Origin of the sequence: Clostridium arbusti SL206 (assembly GCF_000246895.1) — a bacterium.
GTDB lineage: Bacteria > Bacillota > Clostridia > Clostridiales > Clostridiaceae > Clostridium_I > Clostridium_I arbusti.
This window is the reverse complement of the sequence record NZ_BAEV01000102.1, coordinates 1-13,819: the sequence shown is the minus strand read 5'-3', so window position 1 is coordinate 13,819 and position 13,819 is coordinate 1. Positions and strand designations below refer to the sequence as shown.

Sequence of the window (13,819 nt, the reverse complement as noted above, 5' to 3'; positions counted from 1 at the left end):
GTATTTAGCCGTCTTTTTGCCGTCCACTGTAGCTACTGTAATAGTTGCTGTTCCCTTTCCTACTGCTCTTACCACTCCATTGGATACTGTTGCTACTTTTCCATTGGAGGTGCTCCATGTAACACCTTTATTTGTAGCATTACTCGGTGCCACTTTTGCTACTACTGTATCTTTTCTTCCTACTGTAAGTGTACTTTTAGTTTTATTCACACTTACTGATGTTACTTTTACCGTTTTTGATACTGTTGCTGCATAAACTTTGTTGTTAAAACTAAAGGTATTTCCATTATAGTTTAAAATAAAATAAGTACTTAACATAAATAATACAATAAAAAATATACTTAGGTTTTTTTTCATTTTTTTCAATTAATATTCCCCCTATCTAATATATTCTCCATATTATACCATCAATATATATGGTATTTCTAGCCAATCATTAACAAAAAAATAATAATTACGAAAAATATTGCTAATATTATTCATAATTATTATTTTTTATTAAATATTTATTTATATTAAATTTTCAATTAAAGTTCTCTACTTTTTTGCTGTATTTACTCTTATTATACAGGCATATAAATTTTTTAGCATTTGATTTAAACTAAATCCCAGTAGAACAGATACCTTTCTTCCTACTAACTTTAATATAATTAATTTAATACTTATATTGATGATAATTACAGATTAATATATTAAATAATTTATACTATTATTTCCATTTAACCTATTATTTCCTTGACATTATAATTTCCATATTCTATTATTATAGTAAACATATATGTTTACTATAATAATATGCTATTCAAATCAATTTATTTAAAATAAAACATATCCTGGGAGGCGTTAATATTTATGACAATTCTAACAGAGGAAATGAAAAATGTATTAAAGGTTGTTGGAAAAGGTGGAGCGGTAGTTCACCTCACCACCTGCAGTAAGGACGGAAAACCAAACATAGTAGCAGAAAGATTTGTTACCAGTTATAAAAATCAATATATTTTGATTGCTGAAATGTTTGCCCAAAAAACTAAAGTTAATTTAAATGAAAATCCAATTGGAGTTATAACTATTGCTCATCCTGTTAAAGAACATTCTTGGGCCTTTAGAGGACCTTGTACTGTAATCAGTCATGCCGCTGCTGCATCTTATAAATGGAATGATATTGTGGCAGGAGAAGTTTTAGAGGAATGGGGAGACTGGGCAGCTAAAGAGCCCCCAGATGAAGTTCCACCAGATATTGCACCACCTAAACTTTCACAACGCGGTCTTATTGTATTAAAAGTTGAAGAAGTTTATTCCTTTGATCCTGACAATGCAGGACAAAAAATTATATAGGGGGTCATGATATGTCTATAAATTTAACACAAAGAATGAGTAATTGGATTAGTAAACTCGGAATTCATATAGCAACAGCAACTAAAAATGGTTTTCCAACTGTTATTGTAGTTAATTCAAGTAAAGTTAATGGAGATCTTATTATTGCTTCCTTAAAACCTAGTCAAATAAAACGAATAGAAAATAATATTTTAGAAAATCCATATGTGGCAGCCGCTCCTGGTCAGTTAGGAGCAGTTCGTGCACCATACCAATTTAAAGGACTTGCAAAACTAAAGGATTCAAACCTTGAAATTACTGTAGAAGAAGTCTATTGTACAAAACCTGGTGCTGAAGCAGGAATACGTCTTGACACCTTAGGATATGAAGATATGAAAAATTATGATGAAATCAGATGGCAAGATGACCCACCATCAGATATATAACTAAAACTAAAATTGAAATAATTAATAATAAAGGGTGTTTAAAATGTATTCAAAAATTACTGAGAATAATGTTAAAGAAAAACTTCCTGGTAAAATGCCCTGGGTAATACCCGTTAATTGTGAAGGCTGTGGAAGTTGTGTTAATAGGTGTAAAAAAGATATTCTTAAAATGATGAAAACTAACGTTGAGGGAGTATATGTTCCCTGGTTAACAGAACCTGAAAAATGCAGTGGATGTGGAAGATGTTCTAATGCCTGTGCCATGGGTGCTATTTCAATGACAAGCTATGTGGAAAGAGCAGCACTTAGATTTTTAAATCAAAAGCCTATAATTTTAACGTAAATAATATCTATCCTTCATGTAATAAATAATATATAATAGAAAAACAGCCTCTACCTTAAGTATGGCTGTTTTTTTATTCAATCAATTACCAATGAATCTTATTCATCTTTCTTCTTTTTCTTCAAAACAAATTTAAATACTATAAAACATAAAGCTAAAATTACTGCCACAGCAATTCCTATTGTATAGATATTAATCTTTCTTTCAGCTTCAACAATTTTGTTTGAACTAGTATTATTTTCAGGGTTACCACCACTTTGTGAAGTAACATCTTCATTTAAATCTTTATTACTCTGTTCTTTAGATGAATCATTTTTATTGCTAATATTACTACCTTCATCAGTAGCATTAGGGGCATTACTACTTGCATTGTCCTGAGATTTGCTATCTACACTATTTACAGCGTTACTATTTGAATTTTCATCGCCCTTTCCACTTGCAGTATTATTGCTATTATCATCTTTAGGTTTACTATTTACACTGTTATCTTTATTTGAAGCATTTGTGCTATTATTATTTTTCGTATCCACAATTGCTGAACCTGAACCCTTGGAGCCATCACCATTATTACCACTGCCTGGCTGAGAAGCTGTGCCACTGCTCTCAGATTTCACTTTAAAATCATAGCCTGTAAAATTATAATTTATGTCCTTTATATTGTTATCAATGAGCTGAATCTTTAAATTATTATCCTCATTTGGATCAGCTAATAGTGGTACACTTTTTATATGAAAATTATCCTTTTTTAAAACCTGTGCATTAATTATTAGGAAGGTTCCAGAACCCGAAAAGCCTGCTACCTGTCCGAGGCAGGAAAAACCACCAAATTCAGCTATCCCATTATCATTATCGACATTATTCCCAGCATCAAAGACATTTACACCACTTTTACTTATTAAATCTCCCTTTTCAAAGCCCGTTACCTTTAAAATATTTTTGTCATATTTAAACTTTGCTGCGCCAGCATATAAATTTTTTATATTGGATACATTGATTAAAATCTGTATACTTTGTCCAGTTTCTATATTCCCCTTTATATCAATATTCACACTGGGCTTAGTATCTGCAAATACAATTGTATTTCCCATGAGTAAAAGAAATATAAGGATTGAACTAAAAATCTTTTTCAAAATGTCCTCTCCTCCATAACTAATAGTAATTCATGCCTTTTTTATCTTAACAAATTTTCTGTGTCATTCCAATACTCTCTTACATTATATTATCCTATTTCCTAACTACACTAACCCTTCCCGAACTTCTATTCTTAGAACCATCTACAGCCACTACGCTTATCTTAGCTCCTACTTTTTGACTAGATATTTTTATAGTATAATATCCATTCTTATCTGCCTTGGAGTTGCCTATCTGTTTACTCCCCACATAAGCTATCACTGTAGCATATCCCTCTGTCTTTCCTGTTATAGTTCTTGATTTAGTGTTTATTGTATTAACTGTTGGCACTGCTGGTGCTATTCTATCCACCACTGTTATTGTCTTTGTACTACTTGTATATCCATAACCATTCTTTACATTTATATATACCTTCGCTCCTGCCGCTTGCACTGGTATCTTTATACTATAAGCTCCTGCACTATTAGCTTTACCAGTATAAGTCTTACTGCCAATTTTCACATTAACTGTTCCGCTACCTATTGTCTTTCCACTAATAGTTGTACTTCTATTATTTACTTCATTCACTGACAGGCTAGTATCATTTATTTTTATGCTGCTGTTAACTGGAGTATAATAAATACTAGTTGCATTACTGTTAGCTAATTTCACACAAATATTATTTCCATAGGCAGACATACCATTTGTAACATTATTAGAAATAGTCTTTAACGGTATTGTTCCTGACTTTAAAGCTTTAGCATGAATAATAAATAAACTGTTATTACCCTTAACTGATAGTCCAGAAACATTTCCCTGAAGCATCTCTGTGAAACTTATAATTCCCTTTTTAATATCATTAATAGGTGTATAGCTATTTACCATCTTCCCAGAATTCTTAAAAATGTTTCCCTTATCAATTCCTTTAATCTGTATTAAAGCTGGATTATAACTAAAATCCAAAGAAGCACCATATAAATTGGATACATTTGATGCATTTACAGTAATATCAAAAGATTGTCCACCTTGAATATTGCTGCTGCTAAATGAATATGAAACTTGTGAACCTGTAGCCGCTTCTACTGTATTATTAAATGGTAAAATTACACTTAATATAAACAATAAAAACATAGAAACTATTGTTATCTTTTTTAACTTCACTAATTATCACCCTTTCAATATAAGTTATGTTTAACGCATTCATAAACAGTAAATCAAAATCTATGTAGTTTATTGTAGATCACTTATCCATTCACAAATCCAACATTGTTTTCCTTTACTTTTAAAATATTTTCATAAGATAATTAAAATTAATGCAACTACTCCAAAATCCAGTTCCATCCTTCTACTAAATATTACAATATTATAATTCTTCATATTATAATTCTTCGATGCTTTTGCAATATACTTGATATCAATCTTATTTGATTTATCACTATTAGGCATATTCAAATAAATAACTAGTCAGTATACTAGTCTATTTTGAATTATACTACGTTAACAGAACCTTCTGATAGCACCACTATCATCAGAACCTGTTTCCTCGTATAATTCAAAATATACGTCGCATCTTTGACTTGTTATTTATTTTCACATGCCTTATTAATATTACATCATATTTTCCTTTATTAATATTACATCATATTTTCCTTTATTAATATAGACCTTGTCATTTGAAATATCATTATTAGTGAAGGAATCAAGTCAACTATTATTGTATTTTATCAATGTATAGCTTCAACTAAAAATCTAGTATTTCACCTACATTCAACATTTTATTCTAGTAATTTGCTATAATTGTGTACATAAGGTAAAATAATTTAATTAAACAAGGAGAAAATTAATGAAGAAAATAGCAATTATTATAGTGCTCTCATTATTTACGACTCTATTTATCACCATTAATTTTAATTCAAAAATATATTCAGCATCACAAACAACTACAAATCTAGATGTTAATGCTGATAAAATAGTGGATATTAAGGATTTAGCTATTATTTCATCCAATTACAATATAAAAAAAATCAGACAAAAATTATAATATAAAATACGATCTAAATAGCGATGGAATAATTGATTTATATGATATGACTTTATTATCAAAAAAAATTGGTACAAGCATTCCAAATTCATCAGCTAGTACTAAAAAAGGATATGTATATAATCCTGAACTTCAAATTGATCTTAAAGTAAGATCAGCTCCTAATTTGAGTGGTACTGTAAATGGATTTCTGTATAACTATAATAAAGTTGATATTATAAATACTACCGTAGATGCTAACAAAAATGTATGGGATAAAATTATTTACAACAATAGCTTTGCCTATGTATCTAATGCATATATACAACCTTACACATCACCACCAGATAGTGTAGTTAATACTGCAAGAAATATAACGAAAAAATTTGAAGTTGGTAATTCCAAGCTAGTTACTGGAAATTTTGATGGTGCAGGCTTATCTCTAGGGTACCTTCAATGGTGTATAGGTGAAGAAACACTACAGCCTTTACTAAATAGAATGGACAGGCAATATAATACTGAAATGAAAAGTATCTTTGGTACAAACTATAGTTCTATACATAAAATGATACTTGATACTCCAGAGAATCAACTTAAGTGGGCTAAAGGTATTAATGATTCTAAAAATGAAATTAAGAATCCCTGGTATTCACAACTCAATAACTTATGTAACAATAAAGATTTTATAAGTATTGAATCAGATGCAGAAGTATACATGGTTAAACAGTCAATGATTATCTGTGATAAATACAATTTAAAAACAGTAAGAGGTTTCTCCCTTGCCTTTGATATTGTAACGCAAAATGGAGGCATAAACTCAAAGGCTGCAAAAATTATTGATACCTCCCTGAAACAAAAAACTAATATGTCTGAAAAAGAGCTTCTTGGAATTATGGCAAAGGCAGTAGCAGATACTTCTGCCAGCAATAATGAAGATATTCGCTCAAGAAAAACAGCTATAGCTACTGGCAAGGGGTCTGTTCACGGATCTAATCTCTATTTGGATAGAGATTATGGACTAAGCGATAATAAATGGAGATAAAAGACTAACATTGGACTATCAATCCTTTGTTAGTCTTTATTCTTATGATTTGAATTACTATTGAATAAAAATATATTTATTCAATCTCTCACTACTGCTAAAAATATTTTTCAAGTTCCTCTAAACTATCTATATCAAATATATCTACAGCAATAACTTCCAAGGTATCATTAGAAAGATTCTTTATTTTTTCAATATATCCCTCAGGCAATTTTTTAAATTTTTTTATCAGTAGTTTAAGTATTATTTCAGACTTTCCCTTTTCTATTCCCTTTTCTATTCCCTTTTCTATTCCTTCTTTTATTCCCTCTTTTATTCCTTCCTCTTTACCTTTATCATAAGGTTCTTTATAAAGTGCAGATGACATATAAATTTCCTCCTTTATATAATTTTCCACAATTTCAAATTTATATAGTCGTTTACTTAATTCCACTGTCAGGTAATAATAGTCTTTATCTTCAAGCTCTTCTACAACTTTAAGACATTCTTTAATGTGCTCCTCATCATTTTCATTCCCATGCTGCATAAATATTCTTAGAGGATATAATACTAATCTATCACTGTTTAATACTTCGTACTTATCCATGTCATACACTTTTACCACTTTGTAGCTGTATTCTAATACCCGTTCTCCCTGCACAATCATTTCAACTTTGTTATTAATACTTTTTATTGTCTTCGGCTGTTTTAATATTATTAGAACTTGATATATGGGTAAATTATCATACCAATTTATACCACTAAGATATCTAAGCATTCTCTTATTCATTGACCTGTTGCTTTTGTAATTCGATTCAAATTCCATATGGAGTATAAATCTTTCATCATTCATTTCAACCTTTGCTACATAATCCGCTCTCTTCATATCTGACATTGACAATTCACTAAATTCTAAATTCAGTTCTTCCGCATTCTCTATTTCTGGCATTCCTATTGTAGCTAAGTTTTTAGCGTCTTTTTTCTCTAATGCCTTTATTGTTTCATCAAAAATATGTTTCCTTGTATTATCCTTAGAATCATTACTCATATTTTTCCCTTTCATTAAATAACACTCTATTACTTATATTATATCCAATTTTTATAAGAACTTCATCATAATATATCAATTTTATTATCTGAAATAAAAATATAATTCTGAATTAACTGAATTAAGTTCTAATAAAATACTAAGGCTTAAAGATATGCTAGAAATTGATAAGAATTAGATATTATCTCTGCAACAGATTCCTTATACCATTGATAATATAGTTGCTATAGCCATAACAAAAATAAAGACTAACATTGGAATATTAATCCTTTATTACTCTTTATTTTTATTATTTAAACTATTAATATAACTTATCATTAATCTTTGACAAATATGTGTTTTCTAAAATAATTGTAATATTATGTATAAAAACATATAATTGTAAATCCAACTTTGAAGTCTATCAGTAAGTATTTGTAAATATATTTTTAATCTTATTATACTTTTCATTTAAGTTTTTAATTATCAAATCCTCTCAAAATCCTTGATAATACTCAATTTTCCCCGTAAAAATAATTCACAAAAGTAAATTGTTGCTCTGTATAAAAATAATAATATAAAATGCCTCAAAAAGGGGTATTTTATATATAAATAAAAGAAAACAAGAGGTATAGTTAGAAAATAAAGAATAGTCTTTAAAAACTAACTTTTTTATCAAAAACAGGGTATTGCCAATATATGTAATAACATATTATATTATCATCAATACAAATAAATATTGTATGCAAATTGAAAATGAAAACTAAGAAGGAAGGCTGGTAAGATAAATATGTATAAATTATTTAAAGAGAAAACAATGAATTACAAATGGAATAAATGGATGGCATTTTTGAGAATGGATAAAGATTGGACAAAAAAGGAGGCTGCCGAAAGATGCTTAACAGACCGTAAGCTATACGGAAGTTGGGAAGGTGGAATACGCATTCCAAGTAAAATATCTCAAAAGAATATTGCAAAGGCCTTTGGAGTAAGGGTTGAAGATTTATTTGCAAGTATACATAACAAAAGCATATTTCTATTAATTATGTGCATTTCACTAATATAATAATGACACTATGAATAATTATAAAACGCTATGACAAAGGGCTTATAATACTTTGTACACTAGATACAAGGAGTCACTAATATGAAATACACTGTTTTTGGTTTTAGCCAAACTAAACTAATTGAATTTGGTCTTGATGTAAGTGATGCACTGCTGCTAAGATATTTTGTAGATTTTCAAGAAAGCGGGAACATGCATGAGGAAAAAGTAAATGGGAAGACTTATTACTGGGTTAATTATAAAAATATAATACTGGACATACCTATAATAGCATTAAAAAAGGACAGTATCTACAGAAGATTTGTTAAAATGACAAAACTCGGCATATTAGAGCATGCAACTATAAAATGTAAGGGTACTTACTCTTACTACAAACTTGGTACAAACTATATTAATTTAATTTACAGTATGAATGAAGATCCATCCCCATTAGGATATAAATCCAACCTAGGTGATGAAATAAATCCAGACCCTTTAGAATATGAATCCCAACCAGGTGATGAAATGAATCCGTACCCTTTAGAATATGAATCCCAACCAGGTGATGAAATGAATCCGTACCCTTTAGGATATGAGTCCCAACCAGGTGATGAAATGAATCCATACCCTTTGGGAGATGAATCCCAGAGCCTTAAGGATAAAAATCCCGAACAAAGTATTAATCTACTAAAAGATCCTTCTACTAAAGATTCTTCTACTAAAAAACACATACATGGTGATGTGGTGGACTATTTAAACCAAAAATGTGGTACAAGCTATAAATCTACCACACAAAAAACACAAAATCTCATAAACGCTAGGCAGAAAGAAGGTTTTACTCTAGAGGATTTCTACAAGGTTATAGATAATAAAGCCAAGGACTGGTTAAAGAAAGATATGGAGCAGTATCTAAGACCAATAACACTGTTTGGCACAAATTTTGAAAGCTATTTAAATCAAAACAACAGGAGGGAAAAAGAACATGCTGGCAATGAAAAAAATTCTGGAGAAATCACAGAATCCGAATTTGGATTCACCGTGTAAAGATATTAATAATATTCCTAAATGCAGTGTATGCACTGAACCTATAGGCATTGCAGTAACAACTTGTTTTGGTACAAGAGTTTATCCAAGATCCTGCAAATGCAGACGAAATGCTCTAGAAGCCCAAAGACTAAAGGATAAAAACATGGAAAAACAGATAAGGCTAAAACAGGTAATCTCCAACAGCCTCATGAATGACAAGTTTAGAAAATGTACCCTAAGAAACTGGAATCACAGTGTTGGCAATAAAAATCTTTATAAGGTGGCAAATCAATATATTAATAAATTTTCAAATATGAAAGCAGAAAATAAGGGAATACTTATACATGGAACCCCTGGCAATGGGAAAACTTATTTTTCTGCTTGCATAGCAAACGCTCTTATGGAAAGACTGGTACCTGTCATATGTGTAGGTGCTATAGGTCTTACAGAAAGAATAGCTCAGAGCAAAAGAACCTGGGGTAATGAAGGCATATTCACAGTACTAAACAGCCTTGAAAATGCTGATCTACTGGTAATAGATGATCTTGGTACAGAGGAAGATACAAAATGGACAAGAGCTATGATATATCAAATCATAGAAAAGAGAAACGTTATAAATCTTCCTCTCATTGTAACCACAAACATGAGCCTTGAGGAATTAAAAGAGCGATATGATGATAGAACCTACAGCAGACTCCTTGGTATGTGCAGCTTTATAAATAATACTGGCAAAGATATAAGAAAAATTCAGGGCAAAGAGAAAAGTCAAAAGTTTCTTCAGGAACTTCTTAATTCCTAAACTTCAGTTAAGGCATGTGAAAATAAATAGCAAGTCAAAGATACGACATTAATCTATATTAGATATTATGAGGGGTGTAATTATGGGGCAATCTATTAAAAATGGGGACAATTCAAAATTTCCTAAGGTAGACATGGAAGCTTTAGTGAAAAGTGCTAAAGAGGGAAACAATGAAGCCATGGAGACAATTTTAAATAAATTTAATTACTTTATAATGAAACATGCGGGAAAATACATAATTCCCTCTCATGAGTTTGAAGACCTTATACAGCATGGATTCCTATCCATAATAAAAGCTGTACAGCTTTATAAACTTGGAAGCAACAATTTCACCACCTACTGCAACAATGCAATTATAAATAATTTCAAAGCTCTTTTAAAAGGCCATATAAAGCACTACAGAGAAATTCAAGACGAAGGCATTCTAGGTATCCAGGTATATGACTTCACCCTTGAAGACGAAGTTATTGCCCATGAAGAAACTAAAAGAGCTATAGAAGTATTAAATAGCTTTCCTGAGGAAGAAAAGCAAATAATATATGGAGTGTATATTCAAGATAAAACGCTAAAAGAAGTAGCTGCTACCTGTAATATTAAATATAGGCAAGCTGTTGAGCTAAAGAGAAAGGCACTGGAGAAGATAAGGGCAGCTGTGAGAAAGTAATTTTTTTCTCACCCAACTTCTTTTACCCATTTTCTCACACCTGCGGTGTAAAATTTTACGGTTTCCCTATTTTTTTACACCACCGTGTTAAAAAAATATCATCTATAACTTTCTACTAACATGAAAAAACAGAGCAATTGCTCTGTTCTATAAATTAAACTTATTTCCATTTTTCAACTAAGGGACTGCCCCCTTCCTTATGCTGCCGTTTCAGAATAGTTTACTACAAATATTTCAGCCTTATTTTTTACAACTTCTTCAATTATTTTTTCTAATTTTAATGCTATATCATTTTCAATAAAATATTCACCGCATTGTTTACAAACATTTGCTGGAACTCCTTTAATTATAATAATATGTCCATCTAAATCTACAATATGATTGACTTTACCTTTAACTAAATTAGACTTACATAAAATACAATTCATATAAATTACCTCCTCCTTGTTTTTAAATTTTCATACCATTCATCTTTATCCGGATAATACGTAGTTATCATCCAAACATATTCCTGTCCAACAGCACATACTACATGAATTCCACTATTTTTCTTAGTAAATCCTAATATTAAACAGCTTGGAAAAGGATAATCACTTTCATAATATTCTATTATTTCACCATCCATTAAGCAATCGGTTATATCTTTTATTTTTATTCCTCTTTGCTGCATTCTTACAAGTATATGTCCACGCCATTGAATCTTATTGGCTTTTACAAGTTCTCTTATAATATCTATATTAAAATTCATTATGATTTTCTCCCTTTAAGCTTATAAATATACTATTATTATATCACAAGCATAAAAAAATCTTCAGTTTAAGTAAAGATTTTTCTTGTTATTACCAAATATATATGATAGTCTACTCCTTAATTATAAAATTCAAATTCGTTAAATTTTATGTTTAACCACAAAAACATAAAGAACCGCCACCAAAATGACGATTCTCTCTTATTATCCTATCCTTTTTGTACCTCTTAGTTCATAATTTCTTCACGACCCCTGAAGGTCTTAGTGGGACCATTAGGGACCACTTACTAATAACAGGATAATATTTTTATTTTATAAATAGTGCCTCATCACATTTCCTTTAATTCTTCTTTATTAAATTTCTTACTACCTAAATAAAAAGTATCAGTACTTAATTCTGCACCACAATTCCATTCTATAGTACCATCAATAATGGAAAACATCTCAAATTCATTTTCATTATTTAATGGTTTAAAAATAGGATATTTTAAATATGGTTTCATGTTAAATATTTTTATTTCTCCATTTGTAAAAGTTAATATTAAACTATATTCTTTTAAAATCTCTACACTCTTTATATCCGGGCTTTGCATAAACCTTCCTCCCCTTATATTTGTTTTGGTTCAATTTTTTCAATAAATTCTCCTGATACGGCTTTATTCCATCTATCCCAGAGTTCTTCCTTATGAATTAACATCCAAGCTTTTATGAAATCCCTCTGTCTTTTATTTAATTTACCCTCAAGTAGTTTTCCATTTGCAATAGAAATTGAAGCTTTTTTACCATCAGTTAATATAACATGAAAATGTGGTTCCTTATGTTTTTGAGTATCCATAGGATACATTTTAATTCTAATATCTTCAAATCTAGCAAGTTCTCCCATTCTATTTTCCTTCCAAATTAAAATCATATAAAAATCTCTTATTATATATATTTTAACGTATATTTTATTTATAATCTATATACTATTTTATTATTCTCAACATTTAAAAAGTTCCATTAATTAGCTATAGTATAACCATTTTTCATAAAATTTCATCACATATTTAAATGAATTTCGTCAAATGTTTATTTTTAAGGTATTAAAAAACAGAGCAATTGCTCTGTTCTATTAACCAAACTTATTTCCATTTTTCAACTGAGGGACTGACCCCTTAGTGATTAGTGAGGGCTTGCCCGAACTTGCTATATCTTATACCTCAACCTCTATAGAAAGATTCATCTTCAAGTTCTCATTTGGATTAATGTTTATCAAATCTTTCTTGGTATAGAGAGAACTATTTTGAGCAGACCAAGGTTCCACACATATAAAATCTTTTCCACTCACTGACCATACAACTATATATTTAAAATAATCATCATAAGTAAAAGTAAACTTTCTATTGAGGTCTTTTAAATTAAATGAAAAAGAGTTTCCTACATGATCTAATAACACCTTGGATTCCACACTTTCTGATATATCAATATTTTCACGGGAATAAGGTTTAACTTTCATATCATTACTATCTAATAATTTAGTAGCATTTGTATCATAATAAACATTAGTTTTATCTTTTGCATTAAAGTAAGGATGATAACCTATTGACATAGGCATAATGCTATCCGATTTATTTTTGAATTCATGTGAAATATTTAACTTACCACCTTTTAATGAATACTTTAGTATAAATTCAAAATCAAAAGGGTAAGATTTTTTGGTGTTATCATCACTTTGGAATTTTATTGTTATAGAAGCATTATCCTCTGATGATTTATCCACCACCTGCCAGTTATTTATTCTGGCAAGTCCATGATTTTTCATTGAATATTCCAAACCATCTAACTCATATGTGCCCTCAGGTAATTGTCCACAAAGCGGAAATAAAATGGGAATCCCCCCTCTTACACTTGATTTCAAGTCATAAAAGGTATCCTTATCCAGATATAACATTTCAGTATCATTTATACCAAAACCTATTATTATACCTCCTCTTTCGGGACATACTTTTATATATGAATTACTTTCAGTGTCACTCAATTCATATATTTTGTACTTGTCTTCATATTCCTTTACTTCAAACATTTTAAAATCTCCTTTCATATAATTGTAGTCACATATACTTTCGTTTTCTTCGCCTATTTAAACGTTTAAATTTTATAATAAATTCACACAATATTTACTTCTATAAAAAATTAATAAACCCTTTAATTTTTATATTTTAACACTAAATATTATTTTGTATTTTCCTTGATTCCTAACATTTTATAATAAATTTG

19 protein-coding genes are annotated in these 13,819 nt (G+C 29.6%); 9 read left to right on the top strand and 10 right to left on the bottom strand.

What is annotated here, in order from left to right:
- Window positions 1-357 (bottom strand): Ig-like domain-containing protein (locus RH99_RS18350; RefSeq protein WP_138990713.1); only part of this gene is annotated, 357 nt, incomplete at its 3' end.
- A 495-nt stretch (window positions 358-852) separates the two neighbouring features.
- On the opposite strand from RH99_RS18350, the gene RH99_RS15140 reads away from it, so the two are divergent.
- From RH99_RS15140 to RH99_RS15130, 3 genes are read left to right on the top strand one after another with little or no spacing between them, the layout of a single operon-like run.
- The gene (locus RH99_RS15140; protein ID WP_010240148.1) at window positions 853-1,335 is read left to right on the top strand and encodes a pyridoxamine 5'-phosphate oxidase family protein; all 483 of its coding nucleotides are present in this window, start codon (window positions 853-855) and stop codon (window positions 1,333-1,335) included.
- A gap of 11 nt (window positions 1,336-1,346) precedes the next feature.
- Entirely contained in the window at window positions 1,347-1,760 is a 414-nt protein-coding gene (locus RH99_RS15135; RefSeq protein WP_010240146.1) for a hypothetical protein, read from the top strand.
- Window positions 1,761-1,803: 43 nt separating this feature from the next.
- Entirely contained in the window at window positions 1,804-2,103 is a 300-nt protein-coding gene (locus RH99_RS15130; protein WP_010240144.1) for a 4Fe-4S dicluster domain-containing protein, read from the top strand.
- Between the two features lie 98 nt (window positions 2,104-2,201).
- On the opposite strand, the gene RH99_RS15125 is transcribed toward RH99_RS15130, so the two are convergent.
- The 3 genes from RH99_RS15125 to RH99_RS19285 form a co-directional block, all read right to left on the bottom strand.
- The gene (locus RH99_RS15125) at window positions 2,202-3,233 is read right to left on the bottom strand and encodes a cohesin domain-containing protein (protein WP_010240143.1); all 1,032 of its coding nucleotides are present in this window, start codon (window positions 3,231-3,233) and stop codon (window positions 2,202-2,204) included.
- Between the two features lie 94 nt (window positions 3,234-3,327).
- On the bottom strand, window positions 3,328-4,374 hold the full coding sequence (locus RH99_RS15120; RefSeq protein WP_010240141.1) for a cohesin domain-containing protein: 1,047 nt from the start codon (window positions 4,372-4,374) through the stop codon (window positions 3,328-3,330).
- Window positions 4,375-4,506: 132 nt separating this feature from the next.
- On the bottom strand, window positions 4,507-4,659 hold the full coding sequence (locus tag RH99_RS19285) for a hypothetical protein (RefSeq protein ID WP_158511958.1): 153 nt from the start codon (window positions 4,657-4,659) through the stop codon (window positions 4,507-4,509).
- A gap of 397 nt (window positions 4,660-5,056) precedes the next feature.
- Between RH99_RS19285 and RH99_RS15115 the strand changes: the two genes are divergently transcribed.
- On the top strand, window positions 5,057-5,254 hold the full coding sequence (locus RH99_RS15115; protein ID WP_010240139.1) for a hypothetical protein: 198 nt from the start codon (window positions 5,057-5,059) through the stop codon (window positions 5,252-5,254).
- Between the two features lie 46 nt (window positions 5,255-5,300).
- Window positions 5,301-6,275 (top strand): SH3 domain-containing protein, encoded by a 975-nt coding sequence (locus RH99_RS15110; RefSeq protein ID WP_010240137.1) that lies wholly within the window; start codon window positions 5,301-5,303, stop codon window positions 6,273-6,275.
- 97 nt (window positions 6,276-6,372) lie between these two features.
- Here the strand turns inward: RH99_RS15110 and RH99_RS15105 are convergent, their stop codons facing one another.
- Entirely contained in the window at window positions 6,373-7,302 is a 930-nt protein-coding gene (locus RH99_RS15105; protein ID WP_138990709.1) for a DUF4351 domain-containing protein, read from the bottom strand.
- 796 nt (window positions 7,303-8,098) lie between these two features.
- On the opposite strand from RH99_RS15105, the gene RH99_RS15100 reads away from it, so the two are divergent.
- From RH99_RS15100 to RH99_RS15085, 4 genes are all read left to right on the top strand, one after another.
- Window positions 8,099-8,347, top strand: coding sequence for a helix-turn-helix transcriptional regulator (locus tag RH99_RS15100; protein ID WP_243441506.1), 249 nt, complete (start codon window positions 8,099-8,101; stop codon window positions 8,345-8,347).
- A gap of 81 nt (window positions 8,348-8,428) precedes the next feature.
- Window positions 8,429-9,370: a conserved phage C-terminal domain-containing protein gene (locus RH99_RS18345; RefSeq protein ID WP_010240127.1), complete on the top strand. Its 942-nt coding sequence runs from the start codon at window positions 8,429-8,431 to the stop codon at window positions 9,368-9,370.
- The gene (locus RH99_RS15090) at window positions 9,309-10,151 is read left to right on the top strand and encodes an ATP-binding protein (protein ID WP_010240125.1); all 843 of its coding nucleotides are present in this window, start codon (window positions 9,309-9,311) and stop codon (window positions 10,149-10,151) included. The genes RH99_RS18345 and RH99_RS15090 overlap by 62 nt, the downstream gene beginning before the upstream one ends.
- An 82-nt stretch (window positions 10,152-10,233) precedes the next feature.
- Window positions 10,234-10,815: a sigma-70 family RNA polymerase sigma factor gene (locus tag RH99_RS15085; RefSeq protein WP_010240123.1), complete on the top strand. Its 582-nt coding sequence runs from the start codon at window positions 10,234-10,236 to the stop codon at window positions 10,813-10,815.
- 197 nt (window positions 10,816-11,012) lie between these two features.
- Here the strand turns inward: RH99_RS15085 and RH99_RS15080 are convergent, their stop codons facing one another.
- The 5 genes from RH99_RS15080 to RH99_RS15060 form a co-directional block, all read right to left on the bottom strand.
- Window positions 11,013-11,243, bottom strand: a complete 231-nt coding sequence (locus tag RH99_RS15080) for a type II toxin-antitoxin system MqsA family antitoxin (RefSeq protein WP_010240121.1) — start codon at window positions 11,241-11,243, stop codon at window positions 11,013-11,015.
- A 5-nt stretch (window positions 11,244-11,248) separates the two neighbouring features.
- A complete protein-coding gene (locus RH99_RS15075) occupies window positions 11,249-11,563 on the bottom strand; it encodes a DUF4258 domain-containing protein (protein WP_010240120.1) in 315 nt (104 codons plus the stop codon).
- A 329-nt stretch (window positions 11,564-11,892) separates the two neighbouring features.
- Window positions 11,893-12,156 (bottom strand): DUF2442 domain-containing protein, encoded by a 264-nt coding sequence (locus RH99_RS15070; RefSeq protein WP_010240119.1) that lies wholly within the window; start codon window positions 12,154-12,156, stop codon window positions 11,893-11,895.
- A gap of 14 nt (window positions 12,157-12,170) precedes the next feature.
- On the bottom strand, window positions 12,171-12,473 hold the full coding sequence (locus RH99_RS15065; protein ID WP_010240118.1) for a DUF4160 domain-containing protein: 303 nt from the start codon (window positions 12,471-12,473) through the stop codon (window positions 12,171-12,173).
- A gap of 282 nt (window positions 12,474-12,755) precedes the next feature.
- Window positions 12,756-13,625: an aldose epimerase family protein gene (locus tag RH99_RS15060; protein WP_010240117.1), complete on the bottom strand. Its 870-nt coding sequence runs from the start codon at window positions 13,623-13,625 to the stop codon at window positions 12,756-12,758.
- Window positions 13,626-13,819: the final 194 nt, after the last annotated feature.

Excerpts from the sequence above, each read along its gene's own strand:
- RH99_RS15075 (WP_010240120.1), bottom strand. The coding sequence starts at position 11,563 with ATGAATTTTAATATAGATATTATAAGAGAACTTGTAAAAGCCAATAAG.
- RH99_RS15060 (WP_010240117.1), bottom strand. The coding sequence starts at position 13,625 with ATGTTTGAAGTAAAGGAATATGAAGACAAGTACAAAATATATGAATTG.
- RH99_RS19285 (WP_158511958.1), bottom strand. The coding sequence starts at position 4,659 with ATGCCTAATAGTGATAAATCAAATAAGATTGATATCAAGTATATTGCA.
- RH99_RS15100 (WP_243441506.1), top strand. The coding sequence starts at position 8,099 with ATGAATTACAAATGGAATAAATGGATGGCATTTTTGAGAATGGATAAA.
- RH99_RS15130 (WP_010240144.1), top strand. The coding sequence starts at position 1,804 with ATGTATTCAAAAATTACTGAGAATAATGTTAAAGAAAAACTTCCTGGT.
- RH99_RS15135 (WP_010240146.1), top strand. The coding sequence starts at position 1,347 with ATGTCTATAAATTTAACACAAAGAATGAGTAATTGGATTAGTAAACTC.
- RH99_RS15110 (WP_010240137.1), top strand. The coding sequence starts at position 5,301 with ATGACTTTATTATCAAAAAAAATTGGTACAAGCATTCCAAATTCATCA.
- RH99_RS15070 (WP_010240119.1), bottom strand. The coding sequence starts at position 12,156 with ATGCAAAGCCCGGATATAAAGAGTGTAGAGATTTTAAAAGAATATAGT.
- RH99_RS15090 (WP_010240125.1), top strand. The coding sequence starts at position 9,309 with ATGCTGGCAATGAAAAAAATTCTGGAGAAATCACAGAATCCGAATTTG.
- RH99_RS15085 (WP_010240123.1), top strand. The coding sequence starts at position 10,234 with ATGGGGCAATCTATTAAAAATGGGGACAATTCAAAATTTCCTAAGGTA.
- RH99_RS15080 (WP_010240121.1), bottom strand. The coding sequence starts at position 11,243 with ATGAATTGTATTTTATGTAAGTCTAATTTAGTTAAAGGTAAAGTCAAT.
- RH99_RS15105 (WP_138990709.1), bottom strand. The coding sequence starts at position 7,302 with ATGAGTAATGATTCTAAGGATAATACAAGGAAACATATTTTTGATGAA.
- RH99_RS15115 (WP_010240139.1), top strand. The coding sequence starts at position 5,057 with ATGAAGAAAATAGCAATTATTATAGTGCTCTCATTATTTACGACTCTA.
- RH99_RS18345 (WP_010240127.1), top strand. The coding sequence starts at position 8,429 with ATGAAATACACTGTTTTTGGTTTTAGCCAAACTAAACTAATTGAATTT.
- RH99_RS15140 (WP_010240148.1), top strand. The coding sequence starts at position 853 with ATGACAATTCTAACAGAGGAAATGAAAAATGTATTAAAGGTTGTTGGA.
- RH99_RS15065 (WP_010240118.1), bottom strand. The coding sequence starts at position 12,473 with ATGATTTTAATTTGGAAGGAAAATAGAATGGGAGAACTTGCTAGATTT.